Origin of the sequence: Aquincola tertiaricarbonis, from assembly GCF_000969605.1 — a bacterium.
GTDB classification, from domain to species: domain Bacteria; phylum Pseudomonadota; class Gammaproteobacteria; order Burkholderiales; family Burkholderiaceae_C; genus Aquincola; species Aquincola tertiaricarbonis.
Genome location: NZ_JZUE01000019.1, coordinates 34,691 through 59,410, shown reverse-complemented (window position 1 = coordinate 59,410; position 24,720 = coordinate 34,691). Strand labels below are relative to the sequence as shown.

Sequence of the window (24,720 nt, the reverse complement as noted above, 5' to 3'; positions counted from 1 at the left end):
TTTGTGGGCTGTTCGGCGCACGAGTCACTGCCCTGAAAACTGTCCCCAGCACATCCACAGGCATCTGTGGATAACCTGTGAATGGAATTGCGCTGTTGGCGACGTGCAACGAAGAAATCCAGCAACGGCGCGGTTTCCAGCCAAGTCCTTTTGGCTACAATGAAGGCCCAACAAGCAGTTGCCATACGTTTTGTTGGAAGGCGCGTCTCCTCTTTGGACGTGCCTTTTTTTTATGTGCGGCTCGGCGCCCGGCGCCCGCATGGCAGGCCTTTGCCGTGACCAGCAGCCGCCAACTTTGTGTCCATGGACCACATCCGGAACTTCTCCATCATTGCCCACATCGACCACGGCAAGAGCACGTTGGCCGATCGCATCATCCAGCGCTGTGGGGGGCTGAGCGACCGCGAGATGGAAGCGCAGGTGCTCGACTCGATGGACATCGAGCGTGAGCGCGGCATCACCATCAAGGCGCAGACCGCCGCATTGCAATACAAGGCGCGCAATGGGCAGGTCTACAACCTGAACCTGATCGACACGCCGGGCCACGTCGACTTCTCCTATGAAGTGAGCCGCTCGCTGTCCGCCTGCGAAGGTGCATTGCTGGTGGTCGATGCATCGCAGGGTGTCGAGGCGCAGACGGTGGCCAATTGCTACACCGCGCTCGACCTGGGCGTGGAAGTGGTGCCGGTGCTCAACAAGATGGACCTGCCGCAGGCCGATCCGGAGCGCGCCAAGGAAGAGATCGAGGACGTCATCGGCATCGATGCCACCGACGCCATCCCCTGCTCGGCCAAGACGGGCGAAGGCGTCGAGGACATCATCGAGGCGGTGATCGCCCGCATGCCCGCGCCGCGTGGCAACCCGACGGCCGCACCGCGCGCGATGATCATCGACGCCTGGTTCGACAACTACGTGGGCGTGGTGATGCTTGCGCGTGTGGTGGACGGCGTGCTGCGCCGTGGCGACCGCATCCGCATGATGGCCACCAACGCCGTCTACAACATCGAGCAGATCGGCGTCTTCACGCCCAAGTCGCTGCCGCGCGAGGCGCTGAACGCCGGCGAGGTGGGCTTCATCATCTGCGGCATCAAGGAGCTGCAGGCGGCGAAGGTGGGCGACACCATCACGCTGGAAAAGAAGCTGCCGAACAACGCCGGCCCGGCCAGCGAGGCGCTGCCCGGCTTCAAGGAGATCCAGCCGCAGGTGTTCGCCGGCCTGTACCCGACCGAGGCCAGCGAATACGACCAGCTGCGCGACGCGCTGGAGAAGCTCAAGCTCAACGATTCCTCGCTGCGCTACGAGCCCGAGGTGAGCCAGGCGCTGGGCTTCGGCTTCCGCTGCGGCTTCCTGGGGCTGCTGCACATGGAAATCGTGCAGGAGCGGCTGGAGCGTGAGTTCGACCAGGACCTGATCACCACCGCGCCCAGCGTGATCTATCAGGTGGAGCTGGGCGACGGCTCGGTCATCGAGGTGGAGAACCCCTCCAAGATGCCGGACCCGGGCCGCATCCAGGAGATCCGCGAGCCCATCGTCACCGTGCACCTGTACATGCCGCAGGACTACGTGGGCCCGGTGATGACGCTGGCCAACCAGAAGCGCGGCGTGCAGCTCAACATGGCCTACCACGGCCGCCAGGTGATGCTGACCTATGAGTTGCCCCTGGCGGAGATCGTGCTGGACTTCTTCGACAAGCTGAAGAGCGTGTCGCGCGGCTACGCCTCCATGGACTACGAGTTCAAGGAGTACCGCGCCTCCGACGTGGTGAAGGTCGACCTGCTGATCAACGGCGACCGGGTGGATGCGCTGTCCATCATCGTGCACCGTGCGCAGAGCCAGTACCGTGGCCGTGCGGTGGCCGCCAAGATGCGCGAGCAGATCCCGCGGCAGATGTACGACGTGGCGATCCAGGCGGCCATCGGCGCCAACATCATCGCGCGCGAGAACATCAAGGCGCTGCGCAAAAACGTGCTGGCAAAATGTTATGGCGGGGACATCTCCCGCAAGCGCAAGCTGCTCGAAAAACAAAAGGCCGGCAAGAAGCGCATGAAGCAGATCGGCTCCGTCGAGGTGCCGCAGGAAGCGTTTCTGGCCATCCTACAAGTGGACGATTGATGGGACCTCTGACCGGTTTGTTGTACGGCTTGCTCGCGATCTACCTCGGGGGCTGGTTCCTTGGGTTCTGGGTCGGCAACTTCGCGCTGCTGCTGTTCGTGCTGACGGTGGTGACGCTGGGCTACTGGCTGGCCGAGCGCCTGCGCTTCCAGCCGGCGCGGGCGGCCGCCGCTGCCGCGCTGACCGAGCAGGACGCCACCCGCCGCGCCGAGCTCAAGCGCATGGGCATCGACAAGGTGGACGGCGACGTCTCCGAAGCCCGCCGCAAGCTGCTGATGCAGCCGTGGTGGCTCGACTGGACCGCCGGCCTGTTCCCGGTGATCCTGGCGGTGTTCCTGCTGCGCTCGTTCCTCTTCGAGCCGTTCAAGATCCCCTCGGGCTCCATGATCCCGACGCTGCTGGTGGGCGACCTGATCCTGGTGAACAAGTTTCACTACGGCATCCGGCTGCCGGTCATCAACAAGAAGATCGTGCCGATCAACGACCCGCAGCGTGGCGACGTGGTGGTGTTCCGCTACCCGGTGGACACCCGCGTGGACTACATCAAGCGCGTGGTGGGCGTGCCGGGTGACGAGGTGGCCTACATCAACAAGCGGCTGACGATCAACGGCCAGCCGGTGCCGCTGACGCCGCTGCCCGACTTCTACGACGAGGACAGCCGCCGCTATGCGCAGCACTTCTCCGAGAAGCTGGGCGAGGTGGAGCACCAGGTGCTGAACGACAAGGACCGGCCGGCGTTCATCCCGGGCTCGCATTCGTTTCCCTACAGCGACCAGTGCAGCTACACCGCCGAAGGCGTCACCTGCAAGGTGCCCGCCGGCCACTACTTCATGATGGGCGACAACCGCGACAACTCGCAGGACTCGCGCTACTGGGGCTTCGTGCCGGACGAGAACATCGTCGGCCGCGCCTTCTTCGTGTGGATGAACTTCGGGAACCTGGGCCGCATCGGCGCGTTCCACTGACCATGCCGACCACCACCCCACACCGTGCAGGCCAGCGTGGCATCACGCTGATCGGTTTGCTGTTCTGGGCTATCGTGATCGGCTTCGGCGCGTTGGTCGTCATGCGGGTGTTCCCGACGGTCAACGAGTACTGGACCATCAAGAAGGCCGTCAACAAGATCGTCGACAGCGGCGCCACCACCGTGCCCGAGCTGCGCGCCGCTTTCGACAAGCAGAAGGAGATCGAGTACTCCATCTCCACGATCAGTGGCAAGGACCTCGACATCACGAAGGAAAACGAGCGCATCGTGATCCGGTTTGCGTACGACAAGCAGATCGAACTGGTGGAGCCCGTGTACCTGCTGATCAAGTACGAGGGCCGCTCGAACTGAGGACGCCATATGGGCGATGCACGATTCGACGCGCTGCAGCAGCGCCTGGGATATCGCTTCACGCAGCAGAAGCTGCTGAGCCGTGCGCTCACGCACCGCAGCGCCGGGGCCGACCACAACGAACGCCTGGAGTTCCTGGGTGACGCGGTGCTGAGCACGGCGGTGTCGGCCATGCTCTACGAGCGTTTCGGCGACTCCGATGAGGGCGACCTGACCCGCGTGCGGGCTCACCTGGTGCGCGAGGAAAGCCTGCACCGCGTGGCCCTGTCGCTCGGCCTGCCCGACGTGATCCGCTTGTCCGACGGCGAAGCCCGCGGCGGCGGCGCCCAGCGCGCCTCCATCCTGGCCGACGCGCTGGAGGCGGTGATCGGTGCCTCGTTCCTGGACGGCGGCTTCGAGCCGGCGCAGGCGCTGGTGCGCCGGCTGTTCGGCGACGTCATCGCCAACACCGAGATCGACAGCTGGAGCAAGGACGCCAAGACCGAGCTCCAGGAATGGCTGCAGGCGCGCAAGCTGCCCGTGCCGGCCTACCGCATCGTCGCCACCCGCGGGCAGGCGCATGCACAAACCTTCGAGGTCGAGTGCGGCGTGCCCGCGCTGGGCCTCACCGAGCAGGGCGAGGGCAAGTCGCGCCGCACCGCCGAGCAGGAAGCGGCGCGCCGCATGCTCGAGGCCCTGAAGGCGTCCGACCGCCCCGGCGGTCCGCTCCGATCCTAGAAAGACATGATGAACGACACCGCTGCAACGCCTGAAGGCGCATCCGAAGGCGAGGGCGGCGAACAACGGGACCCGGCGGGTCAACGCTGCGGCCTCGTCGCCATCGTCGGCCGCCCCAACGTGGGCAAGAGCACGCTGATGAACGCGCTGGTGGGCCAGAAGGTGAGCATCACCTCCAAGAAGGCGCAGACCACCCGCCACCGCATCACCGGCATCCGCACGGTGGACGAGGCGCAGTTCGTGTTCGTCGACACGCCCGGCTTCCAGACGCGGCACAGCACGGCGCTCAACCGCACGCTCAACCGCACGGTGCAGGGCGCGCTGTCCGACGTGGACGTGGTGCTGTTCGTGGTGGAGGCCGGCCGCTTCGGGCTGGACGATGCCAAGGTGCTGGCGCTGCTGCCCGAGAACAAGCCGGTGCTGCTGATCGCCAACAAGCTCGATGCCGTCACCCGCCGCGCCGAGATGATGCCGTGGCTGAAGGGCATGCAGGAGCGGCGCAACTTCGCCGAGTTCGTGCCCATGACGGCGCAGAAGATGCCCGACGTGGAGCGCCTGCTGGGCATCGTGCGGCCCTACCTGCCCGAGCAGCCTTGGTTCTACGAAGAGGATGCGCTCACCGACCGCACCGACCGCTTCCTGGCCGCCGAACTCATCCGCGAGAAGCTGTTCCGCCTGACCGGGGACGAGCTGCCCTACACCTCCACCGTCGTGATCGACAAGTTCGAGGAAGAGGGCCACCTGCGCCGCATCGCCGCCACCATCATCGTGGAGCGCGACGCGCACAAGGGCATGATCATCGGCGACGGTGGCGAGCGCCTGAAGCGCATCGGCAGCGAAGCGCGGCAGGAGCTGGAACGGCTGATGGACTGCAAGGTGTTCCTGGAGCTGTGGGTGAAGGTGCGCTCCGGCTGGGCCGACAGCGAGGAACACCTGCGCTCCTACGGCTACGAGTGAGCGTGTCGGCCGCAGTTTGAAACCCCACGCCGCCTACGTCCTGCACCAGTACGACTGGAGCGAATCCAGCCTGATCGTGGACCTGTTCACCCGCGACCTCGGCCGCGTGGTGGTGGCGGCCAAGGGCGCCAAGCGGCCGTATTCGCAGCTGCGGCCCGTGCTGCTGCCCTTCCAGCGGCTGAACATCGGCCTGGGCAAGCCGCCGAAGAACGAAGAGGCGTCCGACATCCAGAACCTGCGCGGCGCCGAATGGGCCGGCCCGGCTGCGGTGCTGCGCGGCGACGCGCTGTTCAGCGGGTTCTACCTGAATGAGCTGCTGCTGAAGCTGCTGGGCCGGCACGACCCGCATCCGCGCCTGTTCGACGCCTATGCCGAGACGCTGCAGGCGGTGGCAGGCCCGGACGACCAGCGCGCACAGGCCGCGCTGCGGGCCTTCGAGCTGACGCTGCTGCAGCAGATCGGCCTGCTGCCCGACCTGGCGCTGGTCACGCACACCCAGGCCGCCGTACAGGCCGCTGAGCGTTATGCCCTGCAGCCCGAGGCCGGTGTGATCGCGCTGGCCGACGGGCCTTTCCGCGGGCCGCAGCTCATCGGCCTGCAGGCCGCGCTGGAGCACGGCAGCCTGCAGGCGCTGCAGCAGGCCTGCGCTGCGCCCCTGGGGCCGCTGCGCACCGCGTTGCGCGGGCTGCTTCACTATCATCTGGGCACACCTCAACTCCGCACGCGCCAGGTGATGCTCGATGTGCAGAAGCTCGTCGACAGCACCCGCGCCCCACGATGAACCCGCTGATCGCCCCTGACGCCGCCGGCCGACCCGCCCATACCGCGCTGTCGGTCAACCTGAACAAGGTGGCCCTGCTGCGCAACACGCGGCACCTGGGCATTCCCAGCGTGACCAAGGCGGCCGGCATCGTGCTGCAGGCGGGTGCCAACGGCATCACCGTGCACCCGCGGCCGGACGAGCGCCACATCCGCGGCACCGACGTGCACGAGCTGGCCGAGCTGCTCAGGCGCGACTGGCCGCACATCGAATACAACATCGAAGGCAACCCCTTCCACAACCTGATGGACTTCGTGCGGGCGGTGCGGCCGCACCAGGCCACCTTCGTGCCGGACGCGGAGGGCCAGTTCACTTCCGACCACGGCTGGCAGCTGCCGGCCGACATCGAGCGCCTGGCGCCGGTGATCGCCGAGACGAAGGCGCTGGGCGTGCGCGTCAGCCTGTTCATGGACCCGATTCCCGAAGCCATGCGCCTGGCGCGCGAGGTGGGTGCCGACCGGGTGGAGCTGTATACCGAGACCTATGCCAGCGCCTGGGGCACGCCGCGCCAGGCCGAGGTGCTGGCCGCCTTCACCGCCACGGCCGAGGCCGCACTGGCGGTGGGCCTGGGCCTCAACGCCGGCCATGACCTGAATCGCGACAACCTGGCCGACTTCCTGCGCGCCGTGCCCGGCGTGCAGGAGGTGTCGATCGGACATGCGCTGATCGCCGATGCGCTGGAGCTGGGCTACACCGCCACCATCCGCGACTACCAACGCTGCATCCAGCAGGCGTACAGCCGGTGATCTACGGCATCGGCACCGACATCTGCGATGTGCGCCGCATCGCCCGCACGCTTGACCGCAAGAGCCAGCGCTTTGCCGAGAAGGTGCTGGGCCCGCATGAGATCGAGGTGTTCCGCAGCCGCTTTGCCCGGGTGGAGGCCCGTGGCATCAGCTACCTGGCCACGCGCTTCTCGGCCAAGGAGGCCTTATCCAAGGCCATCGGCCTGGGCATGCGCATGCCGATGACCTGGCGTGCCTGCGAGGTGGTGAAGGCGCCCAGCGGCAAGCCGGAGATCCGGCTGCATGGCGAACTGGCCGCCTGGTTCGCGGCGCGTGGCCTGAGGGCGCACGTGAGCATCACCGACGAAACCGACTACGCAGCCGCCTTCGTGGTGGTGGAGCGCTCGGGCGGCTGAAAACGCCGGGCGGCTCCCCGACAATCGTCGGATGCACAGTCCTCAACTCCATGCACCGGTCATCCTCGACGTGGCCGGCACCGAACTCACCGCCGACGACCGCCGCCGGCTGCAGCATCCGCTGACCGGCGGGCTGATCTTCTTCGGCCGCAACTGGCAGGACCGCCGCCAGCTCACCGCCATGGCCACCGAGGCCAAGTCCATCCGGCCCGACCTGCTGATCGCGGTGGACCATGAAGGCGGCCGCGTGCAGCGCTTCCGCACCGACGGCTTCACCCACCTGCCGCCGATGCGCGCGCTGGGCGAGCTGTGGATGCGCGATGCCATGCGCGCCACCGATGCGGCCACCGCCTGCGGCTACGTGCTGGGCGCCGAGTTGCGCGCCTGCGGCGTCGACCTCAGCTTCACGCCCGTGCTCGACCTGGACCACGGCCAGAGCGCCGTCATCGGCGACCGCGCCTTCCACCGCGACCCGCGCGTGGTGGCGCTGCTGGCTAAGAGCCTGATGCACGGCCTGCTGCGCGCCGGCATGGCCAACTGCGGCAAGCACTTTCCGGCGCACGGTTATGCCCAGGCCGATTCGCACCTGTCGGCGGCCATCGACAAGCGCTCGCTCAAGGCCATCCTGGCCGACGACGCCAAGCCGTACGACTGGCTGTCCACCAGCCTGAGCAGCGTGATGCCGGCGCACGTCACCTTCCCGAAGGTGGACAGCCAGCCGGCCGGCTTTTCGCGCCGCTGGCTGCAGGACATCCTGCGCGGGCAGCTGGGCTTCCAGGGCGCGATCTGCTGTGACGACCTGAGCATGGAAGGCGCCCGCATTGCCGGCAGCGCGCTGGAAGGTGGTATCGCCGCGCTGAACGCCGGCTGCGACCTGCTGCTGCTGTGCAACCAGAGCGTCGTGGACGGCGGCGCGCCGGTGGATGCGCTGCTGGACGGCCTGCTTGACGCGCAGGAACAGGGCCGCTGGGAGCCCGATGCCGCCAGCGACGACCGCCGCCTGGCCCTGCTGGCGCAGACCGCGCCCATGCCCTGGGACGAGCTGATGCACTGGCCCGACTACCTGCATGCGTTGACGCGGCTGCCCTGAGCCACCGGCTTTCCCAATGAACAACGCGCCTTTCGGCGCGTTGTGTCTTTCAGGGGGTCAGGCGATCAGCCCGCGTTGTCGAACGGCATGCGCACCTGCGAGAGGTCCTTGCGCGTCTCGACCAGCACCAGCGGGCCTTCGTCGATCACCACCGCCGGCTTGGGCTGGCGCGGCACATGCACCGGCTTCGGTTCATTGGCCATCGCCTCCTGGGCCGCGCGCACCTTGTCGGCGTCGGAGTTGACCCATTCCAGCCCGGCACCCTGGGCCAATTCGGCGAGCGAACGGGTGGGCAGCTCATAGGCCTCGGCAGCAGGCACGGGGGCCGGCGCAGGCGCCTCGACCGGTGCTGCAACGGCGGGCGCTGCCGCAGGCACCTGCCCAGGCGCTTCCTCGGCCACGGGCGCAGCGGCGAAAGCGGGAGCCGGGCGCGCATCGTCCACCCGGGCTTCGGCAGCCACAGGCACCGGGTCCGCGTCGGCGGCCGGCATGTACGCCATCACCGGGGCGTTGTCGGGCTCGACGCTGTCGGCCGGCTGCACGCCACCGCTGCTGGGCAGCGGCGGTTCGGCCGCCACGCCGGCTTCCAGCGTCTCGTCCCGCTCGTCACGGCGGCTGCGATCGCCGCGGCCACGGCGGCGGCGGCCTTCACCGCTCAGCGGCTCGGCGGTGGCCACGTCGCCCACCACGTCGGCGGCGGCGACGACCACCGGCTCGGTGATGGCGTCGGCAGCCTCGACGTTGCCTTCGCCCTCCGCGGCCTGCGCACCTTCGGGCAGCTCGGCACCTTCCTCGCGGCCTCGGCCGCCACGGCGGCGGCGGCGGCGACGGCCGTCGCGCTCGGCGTTCTCCGCCTCGGTGCCTTCGCCGGCCGGCTGGCTGTCGACGAAGCCCTGCGTTGCCGGTTGCAGCTCGGCGGCATCGGACGGGGCCAGGCTCACCTCGCGCTCGGCACGCGGTCCCCGGCGGCCTTCGCCACGCTCGCCGCGTTCGCCCCGTTCGGCACGCGGCGGGCGGGCGGCGGCTTCGGCGCCTTCACCGGCCACGAAGGTCTGCACGGCCTCGGTGCTGCGCGGTGCGTCGCCCTCGGCACGTTCACCACGGCGGCCGTCACGGCGACCCTCGCGGCGGCCTTCGCCACGCGCTTCCCCATTGCGCGGTTCGCGCTCGGCGCGTTCCTCGCGCCCACCGCGGGCGCTGGCCCCTTCGCCGGCGGGCTTGCCCTCGCGGCGCTCGCCACGTTGGCCGCCACGCTCGCTGCGTTCTCCGCGTTCTCCGCGTTCACCACGTTCACCACGCTCGCCACGGCCACCGCGGCGGCCATCGCGGCCTTCGCGCTTGTCGCCGGCCGGCGTGGCGGTGGCGGGTGCGGCCACGGGCGCGGCCACCGGCGCGGGCGCCGGGGCGGGTTCCGGTGCACCGAACAGCTTCTTGATGAAGGAGAAGAAGCCACCACCGGCCGGTGCCGGCGCGGGCGCGGGCGCGGCCACCACCGGCGCAGGCGCGGGTGCGGCCACCGGCGCCGGAGCAGGCACGGGTGCCGGCTTGGGCGGCGACATCGGCGCGGGCGTCTCGGGCAGGATGCCCTTGATCACCGGCTCCTGCTTGGCCTTCTTCTCGTTGGCGTCGCGGCGGCGGGTGATGCCCACCTCGTCGTCCGGCTCCTCGACCATGGTGTAGCTGGCCTGCAGGCCTTCCAGGCGCGGGTCGTCGTGGCGCAGGCGCTCCAGACGGTAGTTCGGGGTGTCCAGGTGCTTGTTGGGCACCAGCAGCACGGTGATGCGCTGCTTCAGCTCGATCTTGGTGATCTCGGTGCGCTTCTCGTTGAGCAGGAAGCTGGTCACCTCCACCGGCACCTGCACATGCACGGCGGCGGTGTTCTCCTTCATCGACTCCTCCTGCACCATGCGCAGGATCTGCAGCGCGGAGCTTTCGGTGTCGCGGATGTGGCCGGTGCCGTTGCAGCGCGGGCAGGTGATGTGGCTGCCTTCGCTCAGCGCCGGGCGCAGGCGCTGGCGGCTGAGCTCGAGCAGGCCGAACTTGCTGATCGAGCTGAGCTGCACCCGCGCGCGGTCGAAGCGCAGCGCATCGCGCAGCCGCTGCTCCACCTCGCGGCGGTTCTTGCTCTCCTCCATGTCGATGAAATCGACCACGATCAGGCCGCCCAGGTCGCGCAGCCGCATCTGGCGCGCGATCTCGTCGGCGGCTTCCAGGTTGGTGCGGGTGGCGGTCTCCTCGATGTCGCTGCCACGGGTGGCACGCGCCGAGTTGACGTCGATCGACACCAGCGCCTCGGTGTGGTCGATCACGATGGCGCCGCCCGAGGGCAGGTTCACCGTGCGGCTGAAGGCCGTCTCGATCTGGTGCTCGATCTGGAAGCGGCTGAACAGCGGCGCGTCGTCACGGTAGCGCTTCACGCGATTGGCCGTCTCCGGCATGACGTGGTTCATGAACTGCTGCGCCTGATCGTAGATGTCGTCGGTATCGATCAGGATCTCGCCGATATCGGCGGTGAAGTAGTCGCGGATCGCGCGGATCACCAGCGACGACTCCTGGTAGATCAGGAACGCGCCCTTGCCGGCCTGCGAAGCGCCGTCGATGGCGGTCCACAGCTTGAGCATGTAGTTCAGGTCCCACTGCAGCTCGGCGGCGGAGCGGCCGATGCCGGCGGTGCGGGCGATCAGGCTCATGCCCTTGGGGTACTCGAGCTGCTCGAGGTTTTCCTTCAGCTCTTCCCGGTCCTCACCCTCGATGCGGCGGCTGACGCCACCGCCGCGCGGGTTGTTGGGCATCAGCACCAGGTAGCGGCCGGCGAGCGACACGAAGGTGGTGAGTGCGGCGCCCTTGTTGCCGCGCTCTTCCTTTTCCACCTGGACCAGCAATTCCTGGCCTTCCTTGATGACCTCGTTGATGCGGGCGTTCTTGACGTCCGCGCCTTCCTTGAAATAGCTGCGCGAGATTTCCTTGAAGGGCAGAAAACCGTGGCGGTCCTCGCCGTAATCAACGAAACAGGCTTCCAGCGAAGGCTCGACGCGGGTGACGACGGCCTTGTAGATATTGCCCTTGCGCTGTTCGCGCCCTTCGAGTTCGGTTTCGAAGTCGAGCAGTTTCTGCCCGTCGACGATGGCCAGCCGCCGCTCTTCCGGCTGCGTGGCGTTGATCAGCATGCGCTTCATGTGCACTCCAAACGTGACACGTCCCCTTCCGCGAGGAAGGCGACTCACCGATGCACGAGCACTCGTTTGGAACCGGAAGGAATCGCCCTGGACTGCGGTGGTGATCGCGGAAAAACGATCAGCGGTGCAGCGTTGGCGCGTGCGTCGCAGGCTCCGGCGAAGGTGCTGGCGGCGCAAGTTCCCGGGCGCGCCGTGCGATGCACGGCGGCAGCATGGCACGGGCCCCGGCCGGATAGGCACAGGGCCGCGGGCGGCGGCTGGAGGGGAATGACGGCGACAGCATGCGCTGGGTCACTGGACGCGTGGGCCTGGCCGTTGAGGGCCAGGCACCAGGAAACCTTGTTCTTGCCGTTGCGACGACCTACTTCGGCCGCGCGCGGGTGGGTTCTTCGACGGTGTCTCTGCCGCGGAACCCCCGGGGCTGCCGGGTCACTTGGGGACCGGGCCCGCCGCGGGCGCACTACGTTGCATCACCTGGTTTTCGGGCTTTCGCCCACTGGCCGCGTTGGTGGTGGGGCGCCCGGGTAAACTTTTACGACTCAAGCACTTGCAGCACCAACGTGGTCGCGCGGATTATAGAAACAAAAGCCGACGCGCCTGCCGTGCAACGGCTGGTCATCGACGAAAACTCGGCCGGGCAGCGGCTGGACAATTTCCTCCTGCGGGTGTTGAAGGGGGTTCCCAAGACCCACGTCTACCGCGTGATCCGTTCCGGGGAAGTGCGCATCAACAAGGGCCGCGCGGGCGCCGACACCCGGCTGGAGCTGGGCGACGAAGTGCGTGTGCCGCCGGTGCGCCTGCCCGACCGCAGCGAAGCGCCGCCGGCGCCGGCGCGCGAATTTCCGCTGCTGTACGAGGACGAGCACCTGCTGGCCATCGACAAGCCGGCCGGCGTGGCGGTGCACGGCGGCAGTGGCGTGAGCTTCGGCGTGATCGAGCAGCTGCGCCGCGCCCGGCCGCAGGCCAGGTTCCTGGAGCTGGTGCACCGTCTGGACAAGGAAACCTCCGGCATCCTGTTGCTGGCCAAGAAGCGCAGCGCGCTCACCGCGCTGCAGGACCAGTTCCGTGCCCGCGACACCGGCAAGACCTATGCGGCGCTGGTGATCGGCAGCTGGCCCGCCAGCCGCAAGGTGATCGACGTGCCGCTGCACAAGTTTCTCGATGCCGCCGGCGAGCGCCGGGTGCGCACTGCCGAGGGCGAGGACGAAGGCAAGCGCTCGATCACGCTGGTGAAGGTGGCGGCCAGCTACGCCCAGTTCACGCTGCTGGACGTGACCATCAAGACCGGCCGCACGCACCAGATCCGCGTGCACCTTCAGCACGAAGGGCATCCGATCGTCGGCGATCCGAAGTACGGCGATTTCGAGCTGAACCGCGAGATGGCGCGGGGGCCGCTGCGTTTTTCGCGCATGTTCCTGCATGCGCGTCGCCTCGCCTTCGACCATCCCGCCAGCGGCCAGCGCATCGAGCTGGCCGCCGACCTGCCCACCGAATGCCGGCAGTTGCTGGCGGAGTTATGACCTTGAATGCCCCCCGACCCCGACGTTTCGACCTGATTGCCTTCGATTGGGACGGCACGCTGTTCGATTCCACCGCGCTGATCGTGCAGTGCATCCAGGGCGCGGCGCGCGACATCGGCGCGGTGGTGCCGAGCGACGCCGACGCGGCCTACGTGATCGGCCTTGGCCTGAACGACGCCCTGCAGCACTGCGTGCCCGGCCTGCCGACCGAGCGCTACCCCGAGCTGGGCGCGCGCTACCGCCACCACTGGTTCGCCCGCCAGCACGAGGTGGTGCTGTTTCCCGGCACGCTGGAGATGCTGCGTGACCTGAAGGCCCGTCACCATTGGCTGACGGTTGCCACCGGCAAGGGCAAGCGGGGGTTGGACGAGGCGCTGGCACATTCCGGCCTGGTGGAGATGTTCGACGGCACCCGCACCGCCGACCGCACCGCCTCCAAGCCCGATCCGCTGATGCTGCACGAGCTGATGCGCGAGTTCGGCACCGAGCCGCAGCGCACGCTGATGATCGGCGACACCACCCACGACCTGCAGATGGCGGCCAACGCCGGCACGCCCAGCGTGGCGGTGAGCTACGGCGCGCATGAACGCGAGGCCTTCGAGGCCTTCGACCCGCTGTTCGTGGCCCATTCGACAAAAGAGCTGCACGACTGGCTGCTGCAACATGCCTGAAAACGCGGCAACGCCGCCCAACGAGGCGCAACTGCTGTGCGATGCGGCCGAGCTGCAGGAGCGCGGGCAGGCCCGGGTGTTTGACCTGCTGCTGCATGGCGCCCCGGCGCGCGGCTTCGCGATGCGCTTCGACGGCCGGGTGGTGGGCTACGTGAACCGTTGCGTGCATGTGCCCACCGAGATGGACTGGCAGGAGGGTCACTTCCTGGACATGGACAAGCGCTGGATCCTGTGCTCCATCCACGGCGCCGCCTATGAACCGGCCGACGGCCACTGCGTGGGCGGCCCCTGCGGCCGCGGCCGGCTGACACCCATCCGCACCGAGGAGTCGGACGGCAAGGTGTATTGGTATCCTTCACGCGACATCCGGCCCGTCGCCTTCGACGCGCCGCCATCCGAAAGCGCCTCCTGATGAATCCCCACGACGACGCACCGGCCGCCTCTGGGCTGCCGCCGCATGACGCCGCCCCTCACCGCCCCGCCGCGCCCGCCGTTGCCACCTTGCGTGCCACCGGGCTGGAGTCGGCGGTGGAACAACTGGCCGATGGCCTGCTGCGGGAGCGCCGCAGCGAGCGCCGCTGGCGCGTGTTCTTCCGCATCGTGTGGCTGGCGATCACGCTGGCGGTGCTGTATGCGCTGTTCGTGCAGCGTGTGCAGCATGTGGCGCCGGCAGGCCCGCACACCGCGCTGGTGGAAGTGCGCGGCGAGATCGCGGCCGATGCCGAGGCCAGCGCCGAGAACATCAACGCCGCGCTCAAGTCGGCCTTCGAGGACGCCAATGCGCAGGCCGTGGTGCTGCGCATCAACTCGCCCGGCGGCAGCCCGGTGCAGGCCGGCATGGTGTATGACGAGATCCGCCGCCTGAAGGCCAAGCACGGCAAGAAGGTGTATGCGGTGGTGGAGGAGATCTGCGCCTCCGGCGCCTACTACATCGCCGTGGCGGCGGACGAGGTGTACGTGGACAAGGCCTCCATCGTCGGCTCCATCGGCGTGCTGATGGACGGCTTCGGCTTCACCGGGCTGATGGAGAAGCTGGGCGTGGAGCGCCGGCTGATCACGGCCGGGGAGAACAAGGGCATGCTCGATCCGTTCTCGCCGCTGTCCGAGCGCCAGCGCGCGCTGGCGCAATCGATGATCGACCAGATCCACCAGCAGTTCATCGCGGTGGTCAAGGAAGGCCGCGGCCAGCGCCTGAAGGAAACGCCGGACATCTTCTCGGGCCTGTTCTGGAACGGCGAGCAGTCCGTCCAGCTGGGCCTGGCCGACCACATGGGCACGCTGGACTATGTGGCGCGCGAGGTGGTCAAGGCCGAGGAGGTGGTGGACTACACGCCCAAGGACAACGTGGCCGAGCGCCTGGCCAAGCGCTTCGGCGCGGCGATGGGCGAAGGCGCCGTGAAGGCGCTGCGCGCCTTCGGCCCGCTGCGCTGAGCGCCTGCCCCCAGCGGTGGCTGGGGGCCATCGGTTCCGTCCGGCCGCCCCAAGGAACCTGCGCCCCCCTGAGGGGCCACGAGCGCAGTGAGCTTGGGGGGCTGGCTCAGAACTGCAGGAAGGTGACGCCCAGGCCCACGCTGGTCTGGCGGAAGTTGTAGTCGGTCAGCGTCTCGCCGTAGCCGCTGAACACCTGCATGTACCAGCGCAGCCCGTTGGGCTGCTCCTTCAGTACCGGGTAGGTGTACTCGAACTGCAGCGCGCCATAGTGGCCGTTCTTCAGCGTCGTGCGGTACAGCAGCGAGGCGGTGGACAGGCCCGACGCCCAGTTGACCTGGAATTCCCCCCGGCCACGGTAGTCCACCAGGTCGGGATTGTTGTCGGTGTCGATCGACTCCTTGATGCGCTTGAGGAAGCGGGTGGTGAACGACCAGTCGCCCCGTTCGAAGCCGGCGCCCAGGTACACCCGATTCCAGCTGCGCGACAGCGGATCGGACTGGCCGTTGGACTGGTGCGCAATGCCCAGCTGCGTGTAGCGCCACTGCCAGCCGAAGGGCAGGCTGCGCAGGCCGGGGGAGGTGGCCAGCACATAGGTGGCCTCGGGCTCGTAGTCGGTGTTGCGGAAGGGCTTGGAATCCGCGCCGTTGTACACCTGCCAGGTGGCCTGCTGGGTGAAGGCCAGCCACAGGTCCGCATTGGGGAACACCAGCCCCTGGGCCGCCTTGGTGCGCAGCGAGACCTGGAACTTGGCCTCGATGCGGCGCGCATTGGGCTGGCTCACCGCCGCCTGCGTGGGCGAGCTGGGATTGCGGTTGATGTTGTTGGTGAAGCGCACCGGCAGCACGTAGTTGGGCCGGTAGCCCACGAAGTTGAAGGTGCCGCGCTTGTCCTGCGGGTCCAGTTCCCAGTACTTGGACAGCAGGCTTCGCTCGCCGTCCGGGCTGTTGGCCGGCGCCAGGGGTGCATCCTTCGGCGCCAGCGTGGAGGTCGCGGGCACCGCCTCGGCCGCGGCCGGCGGCGGCGGCGGGCTGGCGGGCGTGGGATCGGCCGGTGCACGGCCGGCCAGGCCGTCGTAGCAGGCCAGGCGGTCCGCCGCGGGGCCGATGGCCGCGCAGTCGGCCAGCGTCAGCCGCTGGGCGGAGGCGGCCGGCGCGGTGCTGGCCGCGGTGGCGGGCACCTGCTGCGCCAGGGCGGGCGATGCGGCGCCGGCCAGGCTTCCGGCCAGCAAGCCGGCCTGGAGGGTGAAGCTGCGGCGCTGGGAGGAGGGGTCGGCGTGTGGCAAGGGCGTGTGGGGTGAAGGCGGAAGTCGGAGGCGCGGCGGGGCGCCGGCGCGCAGTGTAGGGGCGCCACCGGCCGGGCCGTGCAAGCTCAGAGCCAGCCCGCGCGGCGGAAGCGCCAGGCCACGAAGCCGCAGGCGCTGACGATCACGCCCAGCGCCACGGGATAGCCGTACTGCCACTTCAGCTCGGGCATGTGCTCGAAGTTCATGCCCCAGACGCCGACGAAGGCGGTGGCCACCGCGAAGATGCCGGCCCAGGCCGCCAGGCGCTTGGTCACCTCGGACTCCTCGATCGTCACCATCGACAGGTTCACCTGGATGGCGGTGGCGATGGTGTCGCGCAGCGTGTCCAGCGTGGTGTTGATGCGGGTGAGGTGGTCGTACACGTCCCGGAAGTATTCGCGGGTGTTGTCGCACACCCGCGGCACGCGGCCGCTGCTGAGCTTGCCGGTGGCCTCCATCAGCGGCGCCACCGCATGCTTGACCATCAGGATGCGCTGCTTGAGGCCGTACAGCCGCTCGATGTTGGCGCGCCCGCGGCCGCGGTCGAAGATGCGGCTCTCGATCTCCTCCAGCTCGGTCTCCAGCTGGTCGATCACCGGGAAGTAGCGGTCCACCACCGCGTCCATCAGCGCATAGAAGACGAAGCCCGCACCGTGGCGCAGCAGATGCGCTTCCCGCTCGGCACGGCCGCGCACCCCGAGGAAGCCCTGCGTGCTGCGGTTGCGCACCGACAGCACGAAGTTGGGCCCGACGAACACGTTGACCTCGCCCACCTGCAGGCTGCCCTCGTTGTCGATCTCCACCGTGTGCATCACGGCGAACACCATGTCGCCGTATTCCTCCACCTTGGGCCGCTGGTGGCCATGGCGGGCGTCTTCCACCGCCAGTTCATGCAGGCCGAATTCCTTCTGCATCTGGCGCAGCTCGGCGTCGGTGGCGTTCAGCAGCGCGACCCAGACGAAACAGTCCTCCCGCTCCACGTAATCGCTGATGTCGTCGACGGTGATGTCCGCCAGTTTCCTGCCGTCCTGGTAGACGACACAGTTGATGAGCATGGGTGCTGTCTCCTCGAGTGGCGGGGACTTTAGCGCCGCGCCCGGGGTGCGGCCCTGCAAATGATTCGCAGCAAGACCGCGACCCGGGGGGAATGACCGCTTGCAGGGGCTGCTGGCGCGCACAATCGTTCCTTGCGCCCACAAGGAGAACATGCATGCAAGGCGACCCCAAGGTCCTCGAATACCTCAATGCCCAGCTGAAGAACGAGCTCACCGCCATCAACCAGTACTTCCTGCACTACCGCATGCTGAAGAACTGGGGCTTCGAGAAGCTGGCCAAGAAGGAGTACGAGGAATCCATCGAGGAAATGAAGCACGCCGACCGGCTGATGGATCGCATCCTGGTGCTGGAGGGGCTGCCGAACCTGCAGGACCTGGGCAAGCTGCTGATCGGCGAGAACGTGGTGGAGGTGCTGCGCTGCGACCTGCAGATCGAGAAGGGCTCGCACGGGCTGCTGAAGGACGCCATCGCCTATTGCGAATCGGTGCGCGACTACGTTTCGCGCGAGCTGCTGGAGGACATCCTGTCGGACACCGAGGAGCACATCGACCACATCGAGACCCAGCTGGAACTGGTGGACAAGATCGGCGAGCCCAACTACCTGCAGCTGGCCGTCGGTGAACTCAGCTGAAGCCGGTTGATTCGTAGGTTTTTACAAACGAGAAGGATTCGCATTCTTGTAGACTGGCGGTCAGCTCACTGCTGTTGCCGCCATGATCGTTTGCCTGTGCCACCGAATTTCCGACCGCGACATCCAGCGCGCCGTGCGTGAGGGCGTCGCCGACTTCGAGATGCTGCAGGACGACACCTGCATCGCACGCAACTGCGGCTGCTGCGAGGATTGCGCCCGCCAGGTGTTCGATGAGGCGGTGGCGGCTGCGGCGCCCTCCCAGGCGCCGGCGCATGTGATCCACATCCACCGCCAGGCCGTGACGGCCTGACGGCGCTTGCCGCTCAGGCCGCGGGCGGGATGCGCAGCATCTGCCCCGGATAGATCTTGTCGGGGTGGCTGAGCATCGGCTTGTTGGCCTCGAAGATCACCGGGTACTTGTTCGGGTTGCCGTAGAACTGCTTGGCGATCTTCGACAGGTTGTCGCCGGACACCACGGTGTACCACTGCGATGCCGGCTCGGCGGCCTGGGCCACCACCAGCATGTCGTTCACGCCGGCCACGTACTGCACGTTGCCGCAGCACAGCAGCAGCTTTTCCTTGGTGGCCTGGTCGGGCACCGTGCCGCTGACCGTGACGGTGCCGCTGGCGCCATCGAACTTGATGTCGATGCCTTCGGTCGGCAAGTTCTGCGACTTCACATAGTTGGTGATGGCCGCGCCGGCCTTCTCGTTCAACGCGGCCACGTCCACCGCGGGGGCGGCGGGTGCGGCGCCTGCCGCGGGTGCCGCGGGTGCCGCGGTCGGTGTGGCTGCCTTGGCTTCGCCGATGTGGAACAGCTTCTCGCCGGCTTCCTTGATGAAGGACATCAGACCCATGGGGTTCTCCTCGTGATTGGTTGGCTGGTGATGCTAGGCACCGGCCATGCCCGGTGGCCCCCCACGGATACACCCGGCGGCGTATGTCACGAAGCGCGCACAGGCGTCATGCCCCGCGCAACAGCCCCTTGGTCTCGATAAAGTCCACCACCTCGGCCAGGCCGGCGTGGGTGCGCAGGTTGGTCATCACGAAGGGGCGGTTGGGGCGCATGCGGCGTGTGTCCGCCTCCATCACGCCCAGGTCGGCGCCCACGTAGGGTGCGAGGTCGGTCTTGTTGATGACGAACAGGTCGCTCTTGGTGATGCCGGGGCCGCCCTTGCGCGGGATCTTCTCGCCGGCGGCCACGTCGATCACGTAGATCGTCAGGTCGCTCAGCTCCGGGCTGAAGGTGGCGGCCAGGTTGTCGCCGCCAGACTCGATGAAGACGATGTCGGCATCCGGGAACCTGTCGAGCATGCGGTCCACCGCCTCGAGATTGATCGACGCGTCCTCGCGGATGGCGGTGTGCGGGCAGCCGCCGGTTTCCACGCCCATGATGCGCTCGGGCTCCAGCGCGCCGGCCACGGTCAGCAGGCGCTGGTCTTCCTTGGTGTAGATGTCGTTGGTGACGACCACCAGGTCCCAGCGCTCGCGCATGGTCTTGCAGAGCATTTCCACCAGCGTGGTCTTGCCGGAGCCGACCGGGCCGCCCACGCCCACGCGCAGCGGCGGCAGCTTCTTGGTTCGGCGCGGGATGTGGTGCAGGAGGGCGGTGCTCATGGTGGGCGTGTCTTGGTCAGGAACGGAAGAGGCGGGAGTACTGGGTCTCGTGCCGGGCCGAGAGGATGGCCAGCATCGGCGTGAAGGCCTGGCGCTGGTCGTCGGTGCAGGCCAGCGCGGCTTCCACCACGGCCGGGATGCGCTCGAGCAGCGACTGCAGGATGCGCTGGCCGGCGCTCTGGCCCAGCGGCACCGCCTTCAGCGCAGCCTGCACCATGTTCTCGGCCCAGCCGAAGGCATGGGCCTGCAGCGCGGCGTCCGCCGGGGCGCCGCTGCGCGCGGCGGCCAGCGCGAAGGCCACCGGCCAGGTGGGCGCAGGCTGCAATGCGGCCAGCGTGGCCAGCCGCGGGTCGTCGCGGGCGGCGCCGTTGCGCAGCCATTCCACCAGCGAGCGGCCCATCTGCTCGGCCTGCTGGCGCAGCTCCTGGCTTTCGCGGGTGTGGCGTACCCAGTCGTTGAGTTCGGCGATGCGGATGCCGTCGTGCGATTGCCAGGCGGCGAAGGCCTGCGCCAGCACCGGCAGGTCGGCGCGGCCGAGGGCCAGCGCCAGCTGGTCCAGCAGCCAGCTGCGGGCCGTGGCTTCGTTGGTGACGAGGCCGGCGTCGACCGCGGCTTCTAGGCCCTCGGAATAGCTGAAGCCGCCCACCGGCAGGGCGGGCGAGGCCAGCCAGATCAGCTGCAGCAGCGCAGGGGCGGGCAGGGCGGCGGTGCTCAATGCGAGTGGCCGTGTCCGTGGTCGTGGCCGCAGCCCGGGCCGTGCACATGCGGGGCCGGGGCGGCCGCGGCGATGGGGATGGCGATCGGCTTGCGAGCGGGCTGCGCGGCCGCCGGGGTGGCGGGATCGTGGCCGTGGCCGTGTTCGCCGTGCCCATGGTCGTGACCATGCGCATGATCGTGTTCGTGGCCGTGCGCATGCCCGTGCCCGTGCCCATGCCCGCCGGCCGCATATGCGCCGCCTTCCGGCTCGAAGCCCTCGTTCGCTTCCGTCACGATCAGGTGCATGGCCCGCAGCATGTCGGCCAGCACATGGTCGGGCTCCAGCTTCAGGTGGTCGGGCTTCAGCTCCAGCTGCACGTGGCGGTTGCCCAGGTGGTAGGCGGCGCGCAGCAGGTCGAAGGCGCTGCCGTGGTCTGCGCAGTGGCGCACCACCAGCACCGGCTGCGGCGCGGCTTCGACGCGGATGAGCGAGCCGTCCTCGGCCACCAGCACGTCACCGCCGCGCACCACCGTGCCGCGCGGCAGGAACACGCCCAGCCCGCGGCCGGTGGAATCGGTGGCGTCGAAGCGACTTTTCTGCCGCACGTCCCAGTCGAGCGACACGCCGGCCGCACGCTTGAGCAGCACGGCGGCCAGGCCGCGGCCCTGGGGCATCAGTTTGTTGACGGTGAGCATGGTTGTGAGGTGGAGGGCAACGCAGGATAATAACAACCGTTATAACAAACCCCGGAGCCATCGATGTCGGCACTCAAGCTCACCCAGATCGGCAATTCGGTCGGCGTCATCCTGCCCAAGGAGGTGCTGGCACGGTTAAAGTTGGAGAAGGGCGATACCGTCTACCTCACCGAGGCCGAGAACGGCGTCACCCTCACACCGTACAGCACCGAGTTCGAACGCCAGATGACCGAGGCGCGCCGGGTGATGAAGAAGCGGCGCGACGTTCTGCGCGAGCTGGCCAAGTAGGCGGGGGCGACGATGCAAGACTGGATCTGGCTCGACCCTGCGGTGATGGCGGCTGTGCATGCGGAGCAGTTGGCTGAGCACGGGGGCGCGCCGGGTACGCGCGACGAGGGTCTGTTGGCCTCGGCACTGGCCCGGCCGCGCAACCAGGCCAACGACGGCGACCCCGACATCGCCGACCTGGCCGCTGCCTACGGCTACGGCTTGGCGCGCAACCACCCGTTCATCGACGGCAACAAGCGCACGGCCTTCGTGGCGGTGGAGCTGTTCCTGGCGCTCAACGGCGCCGAGCTGTGGGCCACCGACGCCGACTGCGTGCTCACCATGCTCGACGTCGTCGCCGGTGCCATCGAGGAGCCGGCCTTCGCCGCCTGGATCCGCACGCACAGCCGGCCCCGCTGACTGCCGCCGGGCGGTCAGAACAGGAAGTAGCGCTGCGCCATCGGCAGCACCTTGGCAGGCTCGCAGGTCAGCAGTTCGCCGTCGGCGCGCACGGTGTAGGTCTGGGCGTCGATCTCCATCGCGGGTGTCAGCGCGTTGTGCACCATGTCGGCCTTCGTGATGCCGCGGCAGCCTTTCACCGCGGCCAGCCGCTTGTGCAGCCCGTAGCGCTCGGCCGCGCCGCTGGCCAGTGAGGCGGCGCTGACGAAGGTGAGCGAGGTGCGGTGCACCGCGCCGCCGTAGCTGCCGAACATCGGCCGGTAGTGCACCGGCTGCGGCGTGGGAATGGAGGCGTTGGCATCGCCCATCGCCGCCGCGGCGATGAAGCCGCCTTTCAGGATCAGGCTGGGCTTGACGCCGAAGAACGCCGGCCGCCACAGCACCAGGTCGGCCCACTTGCCCACCTCGATCGAGCCCACCTCGTGGCTCACGCCATGGGCAATGGCGGGGTTGATCGTCAGCTTGGCGATGTAGCGCTTGACGCGGGTGTTGTCGTTGCGCTCGCTGTCGCCGGGCAGGGTGCCGCGCTGCTGCTTCATCTTGTGCGCGGTCTGCCAGCAGCGCAGCGGCACCTCGCCCACCCGGCCCATGGCCTGGCTGTCGGAGCTGAACATGCTGATCGCGCCCAGGTCGTGCAGGATGTCCTCGGCAGCGATGGTCTCGCGGCGGATGCGGCTTTCGGCGAAGGCCAGGTCCTCGGCGATGGACGCGTCGAGGTGGTGGCACACCATCAGCATGTCCAGGTGCTCGTCGATGGTGTTGACCGTGTACGGCATCGTCGGGTTGGTCGACGACGGCAGGAAGTTGGCCTCGCCCACCACGCGCAGGATGTCGGGCGCATGGCCGCCGCCCGCGCCTTCGGTGTGGAAGGCGCACAGCGTGCGGCCCTGGGTGGCGGCGATGGTGTTCTCGACGAAGCCGGATTCGTTCAGCGTGTCGGAGTGGATCGCCACCTGGATGTCGTGCTCCTCGGCCACGCCCAGGCAGCAGTCGATCGCCGAGGGCGTCGTGCCCCAGTCCTCATGCAGCTTCAGGCCGATGGCGCCGGCCTCGGCCTGCTGGCGCAACGCCTCCGGCCGGCTGGCGTTGCCCTTGCCGAAGAAGCCGATGTTCATCGGGAAGGCGTCGGCCGCCTGCAGCATGCGCTGCATGTTCTCGGGGCCGGGCGTGCAGGTGGTGGCCAGCGTGCCGGTGGCCGGGCCGGTGCCGCCGCCGATCATCGTGGTCACGCCGCTCATCAGCGCTTCCTCGATCTGCTGCGGGCAGATGAAGTGGATGTGGCTGTCGATGGCGCCGGCCGTCACCACCATGCCTTCGCCGGCGATGATCTCGGTGCCCGGGCCGATGACGATGTCCACGCCCGGCTGCACGTCGGGGTTGCCGGCCTTGCCGATGGCCGCGATGCGGCAGCCCTTGATGCCGATGTCGGCCTTGACGATGCCCCAGTGGTCGACGATGAGCGCGTTGGTGATCACGCAGTCCATCGCCTCGTGGGCGCCGGGCCCGTTGGGCACCTGGCTCTGGCCCATGCCGTCGCGGATCACCTTGCCGCCGCCGAACTTCACTTCCTCCCCATGGCCGCCGGCGGCCAGGGTGCAGTCCTTCTCCACCTCGATGATGAGATCGGTGTCTGCCAGCCGCAGGCGGTCGCCCACCGTGGGGCCAAACATCTCCGCATAGGCGCGTCGTCCGATTCTTGCCATGTCGCGCCGCCTTTTCAGAGTTGGCCTTGCACCAGCCCACGGAAGCCGTAGACGGTGCGGTTGCCGGCGTAGTCCACCAGTTCCACCGTGCGCTGCTGGCCCGGCTCGAAGCGCACCGCGGTGCCCGGCGCGATGTTCAGCCGCATGCCGCGGGCGGCCTCGCGGTCGAAGTTCAGCGCGCCGTTGGATTCGGCGAAGTGGTAGTGCGAGCCGACCTGGATCGGCCGGTCGCCCGCGTTCTCGACCACCAGCGTGATCGTGCGGCGGCCGGGGTTGAGTTCATGCTCGCCGTCGTCGGTGAACAGTTCGCCGGGGATCATCGTGGCCCCCGGGTCAGGCAAAGAACAGCAGGCCGGCGCCGAACAGCGCGGTGCCGCCGCCGGCCAGCCGCGCCATCCATGCGGCGCGGCCGCGCCAGGCGAAGCCCAGCGCCAGCCCGGCCGCATGCAGCAGCGCGGTGGCCATCACCATGCCGGCCAGCGCCGCGGCACCGCCCAGCTCCGTGCCATGCGCTGCACCATGAAAGAGCGCGAAGCCGCCGACCAGTGCCGAGGCCGCCGCCGCCGGCAGTGGGCTGCGCAGCGCCACGAGCAGGCCGAGCACCAGCAGCGAGGCGGCGATCACCGGCTCGACGGCAGGCAGCCGCAGGCCGGCCGCCGCCGCCAGCGCACCGGCCAGCAGCAGCGCGGCGAAGACCAGCGGCAGCCGGGCAGCAGCCGCGACGCGGCCGCCCGGCGACGTCGCCTGCGCATCGGCCGCCGGCAGCGCCGTCGCGCCCCAGGCGCCCACCGCCAGCATCGCCAGCAGGTGGTCCAGCCCGGTGAACGGATGCAGCAGCCCGGCCAGCAGGCCGTGGTGCGCGGCGGCGTCGGCACCAGCGTGGGCCGAGGCGATCAACGGGAAGGCGGCGGCCAGGCCCAGCAGGGCGGCGCGGCAGGGGCGAGGGGTCATCGGCGGTCCTTCTTCAACAACAGGGAATGGGCGGCGGCGCCACAACGGTGCGCAGCAGGCCAGCTCATGCAATGGGTTGGTGCACCGTCACCAACTTGGTGCCATCCGGAAAGGTGGCTTCCACCTGGATCTCCGGAATCATCTCGGCGATGCCGTCCATCACGTCGGCGCGCGACAGCACGGTCTTGCCTTCGCTCATCAGCGCGGCCACGGTCTTGCCGTCGCGGGCGCCTTCCATGATGGCGGCGCTGATCAGCGCCACCGCCTCGGGGTAATTGAGCTTGAGGCCGCGGGCCTTGCGGCGCTCGGCCAGCAGGGCGGCGGTGAAGATCAGGAGCTTGTCCTTCTCGCGGGGCGTGAGTTCCATGCACCGGCCGTCAGCAGGATGGAT

28 protein-coding genes are annotated in these 24,720 nt (G+C 68.7%); 17 read left to right on the top strand and 11 right to left on the bottom strand.

Annotation, left to right across the window (positions count from 1 at the left end; genetic code table 11):
* Positions 1 to 303: 303 nt before the first annotated feature.
* From lepA to nagZ, 9 genes are read left to right on the top strand one after another with little or no spacing between them, the layout of a single operon-like run.
* Positions 304 to 2,112, top strand: coding sequence for a translation elongation factor 4 (gene lepA / locus VO99_RS19880; protein ID WP_046114665.1), 1,809 nt, complete (start codon positions 304 to 306; stop codon positions 2,110 to 2,112).
* Positions 2,112 to 3,077, top strand: a complete 966-nt coding sequence (gene lepB / locus VO99_RS19875) for a signal peptidase I (protein ID WP_046114664.1) — start codon at positions 2,112 to 2,114, stop codon at positions 3,075 to 3,077. The genes lepA and lepB overlap by 1 nt, the downstream gene beginning before the upstream one ends.
* A 2-nt stretch (positions 3,078 to 3,079) precedes the next feature.
* Entirely contained in the window at positions 3,080 to 3,448 is a 369-nt protein-coding gene (locus VO99_RS19870; protein ID WP_046114663.1) for a DUF4845 domain-containing protein, read from the top strand.
* A 9-nt stretch (positions 3,449 to 3,457) separates the two neighbouring features.
* The gene (gene rnc, locus VO99_RS19865; protein WP_046114662.1) at positions 3,458 to 4,165 is read left to right on the top strand and encodes a ribonuclease III; all 708 of its coding nucleotides are present in this window, start codon (positions 3,458 to 3,460) and stop codon (positions 4,163 to 4,165) included.
* Positions 4,166 to 4,174: 9 nt separating this feature from the next.
* A complete protein-coding gene (gene era, locus VO99_RS19860) occupies positions 4,175 to 5,122 on the top strand; it encodes a GTPase Era (protein WP_046114727.1) in 948 nt (315 codons plus the stop codon).
* Positions 5,123 to 5,138: 16 nt separating this feature from the next.
* Entirely contained in the window at positions 5,139 to 5,903 is a 765-nt protein-coding gene (recO, locus tag VO99_RS19855) for a DNA repair protein RecO (RefSeq protein ID WP_046114661.1), read from the top strand.
* A complete protein-coding gene (locus VO99_RS19850) occupies positions 5,900 to 6,688 on the top strand; it encodes a pyridoxine 5'-phosphate synthase (RefSeq protein WP_046114660.1) in 789 nt (262 codons plus the stop codon). Before recO ends, VO99_RS19850 begins: the two co-directional genes overlap by 4 nt.
* The gene (gene acpS / locus VO99_RS19845; RefSeq protein WP_046114659.1) at positions 6,685 to 7,083 is read left to right on the top strand and encodes a holo-ACP synthase; all 399 of its coding nucleotides are present in this window, start codon (positions 6,685 to 6,687) and stop codon (positions 7,081 to 7,083) included. Before VO99_RS19850 ends, acpS begins: the two co-directional genes overlap by 4 nt.
* A gap of 31 nt (positions 7,084 to 7,114) precedes the next feature.
* Positions 7,115 to 8,173, top strand: coding sequence for a beta-N-acetylhexosaminidase (gene nagZ / locus VO99_RS19840; RefSeq protein WP_046114658.1), 1,059 nt, complete (start codon positions 7,115 to 7,117; stop codon positions 8,171 to 8,173).
* A gap of 65 nt (positions 8,174 to 8,238) precedes the next feature.
* Here the strand turns inward: nagZ and VO99_RS19835 are convergent, their stop codons facing one another.
* Entirely contained in the window at positions 8,239 to 11,349 is a 3,111-nt protein-coding gene (locus tag VO99_RS19835; RefSeq protein WP_046114657.1) for an Rne/Rng family ribonuclease, read from the bottom strand.
* 602 nt (positions 11,350 to 11,951) lie between these two features.
* On the opposite strand from VO99_RS19835, the gene VO99_RS19830 reads away from it, so the two are divergent.
* Genes VO99_RS19830 through sppA form a run of 4 tightly spaced genes read left to right on the top strand, consistent with a single transcriptional unit; the run spans position 11,952 to position 14,971 of the window.
* On the top strand, positions 11,952 to 12,869 hold the full coding sequence (locus VO99_RS19830) for an RluA family pseudouridine synthase (protein WP_046114656.1): 918 nt from the start codon (positions 11,952 to 11,954) through the stop codon (positions 12,867 to 12,869).
* A 2-nt stretch (positions 12,870 to 12,871) separates the two neighbouring features.
* On the top strand, positions 12,872 to 13,540 hold the full coding sequence (locus VO99_RS19825) for an HAD family hydrolase (RefSeq protein ID WP_375136409.1): 669 nt from the start codon (positions 12,872 to 12,874) through the stop codon (positions 13,538 to 13,540).
* Positions 13,533 to 13,952, top strand: a complete 420-nt coding sequence (locus VO99_RS19820; protein ID WP_046114654.1) for a Rieske (2Fe-2S) protein — start codon at positions 13,533 to 13,535, stop codon at positions 13,950 to 13,952. Before VO99_RS19825 ends, VO99_RS19820 begins: the two co-directional genes overlap by 8 nt.
* Positions 13,952 to 14,971: a signal peptide peptidase SppA gene (gene sppA / locus VO99_RS19815; RefSeq protein ID WP_052736478.1), complete on the top strand. Its 1,020-nt coding sequence runs from the start codon at positions 13,952 to 13,954 to the stop codon at positions 14,969 to 14,971. Before VO99_RS19820 ends, sppA begins: the two co-directional genes overlap by 1 nt.
* A gap of 106 nt (positions 14,972 to 15,077) precedes the next feature.
* On the opposite strand, the gene VO99_RS19810 is transcribed toward sppA, so the two are convergent.
* Positions 15,078 to 16,253, bottom strand: coding sequence for a phospholipase A (locus tag VO99_RS19810; RefSeq protein ID WP_046114653.1), 1,176 nt, complete (start codon positions 16,251 to 16,253; stop codon positions 15,078 to 15,080).
* Between the two features lie 86 nt (positions 16,254 to 16,339).
* Complete coding sequence (gene corA / locus VO99_RS19805) at positions 16,340 to 17,308, bottom strand: magnesium/cobalt transporter CorA (protein ID WP_046114652.1); 969 nt, start codon at positions 17,306 to 17,308, stop codon at positions 16,340 to 16,342.
* Positions 17,309 to 17,463: 155 nt separating this feature from the next.
* Here corA and bfr point away from each other — a divergent pair, with 155 nt between their 5' ends.
* On the top strand, positions 17,464 to 17,940 hold the full coding sequence (gene bfr / locus VO99_RS19800; protein ID WP_046114651.1) for a bacterioferritin: 477 nt from the start codon (positions 17,464 to 17,466) through the stop codon (positions 17,938 to 17,940).
* 82 nt (positions 17,941 to 18,022) lie between these two features.
* Positions 18,023 to 18,250 carry a (2Fe-2S)-binding protein gene (locus tag VO99_RS19795; protein WP_046114650.1) on the top strand — a complete coding sequence of 76 codons (228 nt, stop codon included), beginning with the start codon at positions 18,023 to 18,025 and terminating at the stop codon, positions 18,248 to 18,250.
* Positions 18,251 to 18,263: 13 nt separating this feature from the next.
* Here the strand turns inward: VO99_RS19795 and lysM are convergent, their stop codons facing one another.
* The 4 genes from lysM to ureE all read right to left on the bottom strand — a co-directional run bounded on the left by lysM (position 18,264) and on the right by ureE (position 20,949).
* The gene (gene lysM, locus VO99_RS19790) at positions 18,264 to 18,797 is read right to left on the bottom strand and encodes a peptidoglycan-binding protein LysM (RefSeq protein WP_046114649.1); all 534 of its coding nucleotides are present in this window, start codon (positions 18,795 to 18,797) and stop codon (positions 18,264 to 18,266) included.
* 106 nt (positions 18,798 to 18,903) lie between these two features.
* Complete coding sequence (gene ureG / locus VO99_RS19785) at positions 18,904 to 19,557, bottom strand: urease accessory protein UreG (RefSeq protein ID WP_046114648.1); 654 nt, start codon at positions 19,555 to 19,557, stop codon at positions 18,904 to 18,906.
* A 16-nt stretch (positions 19,558 to 19,573) separates the two neighbouring features.
* The gene (locus VO99_RS19780; RefSeq protein ID WP_046114647.1) at positions 19,574 to 20,272 is read right to left on the bottom strand and encodes an urease accessory protein UreF; all 699 of its coding nucleotides are present in this window, start codon (positions 20,270 to 20,272) and stop codon (positions 19,574 to 19,576) included.
* A complete protein-coding gene (gene ureE, locus VO99_RS19775; RefSeq protein WP_046114646.1) occupies positions 20,269 to 20,949 on the bottom strand; it encodes an urease accessory protein UreE in 681 nt (226 codons plus the stop codon). Before ureE ends, VO99_RS19780 begins: the two co-directional genes overlap by 4 nt.
* Positions 20,950 to 21,012: 63 nt before the next feature.
* Here ureE and VO99_RS19770 point away from each other — a divergent pair, with 63 nt between their 5' ends.
* The gene (locus VO99_RS19770) at positions 21,013 to 21,237 is read left to right on the top strand and encodes an AbrB/MazE/SpoVT family DNA-binding domain-containing protein (protein WP_046114645.1); all 225 of its coding nucleotides are present in this window, start codon (positions 21,013 to 21,015) and stop codon (positions 21,235 to 21,237) included.
* A 12-nt stretch (positions 21,238 to 21,249) separates the two neighbouring features.
* On the top strand, positions 21,250 to 21,636 hold the full coding sequence (locus VO99_RS19765) for a type II toxin-antitoxin system death-on-curing family toxin (RefSeq protein ID WP_046114644.1): 387 nt from the start codon (positions 21,250 to 21,252) through the stop codon (positions 21,634 to 21,636).
* 14 nt (positions 21,637 to 21,650) lie between these two features.
* On the opposite strand, the gene ureC is transcribed toward VO99_RS19765, so the two are convergent.
* The 4 genes from ureC to ureA form a co-directional block, all read right to left on the bottom strand.
* Positions 21,651 to 23,378 (bottom strand): urease subunit alpha, encoded by a 1,728-nt coding sequence (ureC, locus tag VO99_RS19760; RefSeq protein WP_046114643.1) that lies wholly within the window; start codon positions 23,376 to 23,378, stop codon positions 21,651 to 21,653.
* A gap of 14 nt (positions 23,379 to 23,392) precedes the next feature.
* Complete coding sequence (locus VO99_RS19755; RefSeq protein ID WP_046114642.1) at positions 23,393 to 23,698, bottom strand: urease subunit beta; 306 nt, start codon at positions 23,696 to 23,698, stop codon at positions 23,393 to 23,395.
* A gap of 13 nt (positions 23,699 to 23,711) precedes the next feature.
* Positions 23,712 to 24,329, bottom strand: coding sequence for a HupE/UreJ family protein (locus VO99_RS19750; RefSeq protein WP_046114641.1), 618 nt, complete (start codon positions 24,327 to 24,329; stop codon positions 23,712 to 23,714).
* A gap of 64 nt (positions 24,330 to 24,393) precedes the next feature.
* Entirely contained in the window at positions 24,394 to 24,696 is a 303-nt protein-coding gene (gene ureA, locus VO99_RS19745) for an urease subunit gamma (RefSeq protein WP_046114640.1), read from the bottom strand.
* Positions 24,697 to 24,720 lie beyond the last annotated feature (24 nt).

Coding starts and splice junctions, on each gene's coding strand:
- era (WP_046114727.1), top strand. CDS start 4,175: ATGAACGACACCGCTGCAACGCCTGAAGGCGCATCCGAAGGCGAGGGC.
- VO99_RS19870 (WP_046114663.1), top strand. CDS start 3,080: ATGCCGACCACCACCCCACACCGTGCAGGCCAGCGTGGCATCACGCTG.
- corA (WP_046114652.1), bottom strand. CDS start 17,308: ATGCTCATCAACTGTGTCGTCTACCAGGACGGCAGGAAACTGGCGGAC.
- VO99_RS19755 (WP_046114642.1), bottom strand. CDS start 23,698: ATGATCCCCGGCGAACTGTTCACCGACGACGGCGAGCATGAACTCAAC.
- VO99_RS19750 (WP_046114641.1), bottom strand. CDS start 24,329: ATGACCCCTCGCCCCTGCCGCGCCGCCCTGCTGGGCCTGGCCGCCGCC.
- nagZ (WP_046114658.1), top strand. CDS start 7,115: ATGCACAGTCCTCAACTCCATGCACCGGTCATCCTCGACGTGGCCGGC.
- sppA (WP_052736478.1), top strand. CDS start 13,952: ATGAATCCCCACGACGACGCACCGGCCGCCTCTGGGCTGCCGCCGCAT.
- ureA (WP_046114640.1), bottom strand. CDS start 24,696: ATGGAACTCACGCCCCGCGAGAAGGACAAGCTCCTGATCTTCACCGCC.
- VO99_RS19850 (WP_046114660.1), top strand. CDS start 5,900: ATGAACCCGCTGATCGCCCCTGACGCCGCCGGCCGACCCGCCCATACC.
- ureG (WP_046114648.1), bottom strand. CDS start 19,557: ATGAGCACCGCCCTCCTGCACCACATCCCGCGCCGAACCAAGAAGCTG.
- VO99_RS19770 (WP_046114645.1), top strand. CDS start 21,013: ATGTCGGCACTCAAGCTCACCCAGATCGGCAATTCGGTCGGCGTCATC.
- lysM (WP_046114649.1), bottom strand. CDS start 18,797: ATGGGTCTGATGTCCTTCATCAAGGAAGCCGGCGAGAAGCTGTTCCAC.
- bfr (WP_046114651.1), top strand. CDS start 17,464: ATGCAAGGCGACCCCAAGGTCCTCGAATACCTCAATGCCCAGCTGAAG.
- VO99_RS19795 (WP_046114650.1), top strand. CDS start 18,023: ATGATCGTTTGCCTGTGCCACCGAATTTCCGACCGCGACATCCAGCGC.
- ureC (WP_046114643.1), bottom strand. CDS start 23,378: ATGGCAAGAATCGGACGACGCGCCTATGCGGAGATGTTTGGCCCCACG.
- lepA (WP_046114665.1), top strand. CDS start 304: ATGGACCACATCCGGAACTTCTCCATCATTGCCCACATCGACCACGGC.
- rnc (WP_046114662.1), top strand. CDS start 3,458: ATGGGCGATGCACGATTCGACGCGCTGCAGCAGCGCCTGGGATATCGC.
- ureE (WP_046114646.1), bottom strand. CDS start 20,949: ATGCTCACCGTCAACAAACTGATGCCCCAGGGCCGCGGCCTGGCCGCC.
- lepB (WP_046114664.1), top strand. CDS start 2,112: ATGGGACCTCTGACCGGTTTGTTGTACGGCTTGCTCGCGATCTACCTC.
- VO99_RS19765 (WP_046114644.1), top strand. CDS start 21,250: ATGCAAGACTGGATCTGGCTCGACCCTGCGGTGATGGCGGCTGTGCAT.
- VO99_RS19820 (WP_046114654.1), top strand. CDS start 13,533: ATGCCTGAAAACGCGGCAACGCCGCCCAACGAGGCGCAACTGCTGTGC.
- VO99_RS19835 (WP_046114657.1), bottom strand. CDS start 11,349: ATGAAGCGCATGCTGATCAACGCCACGCAGCCGGAAGAGCGGCGGCTG.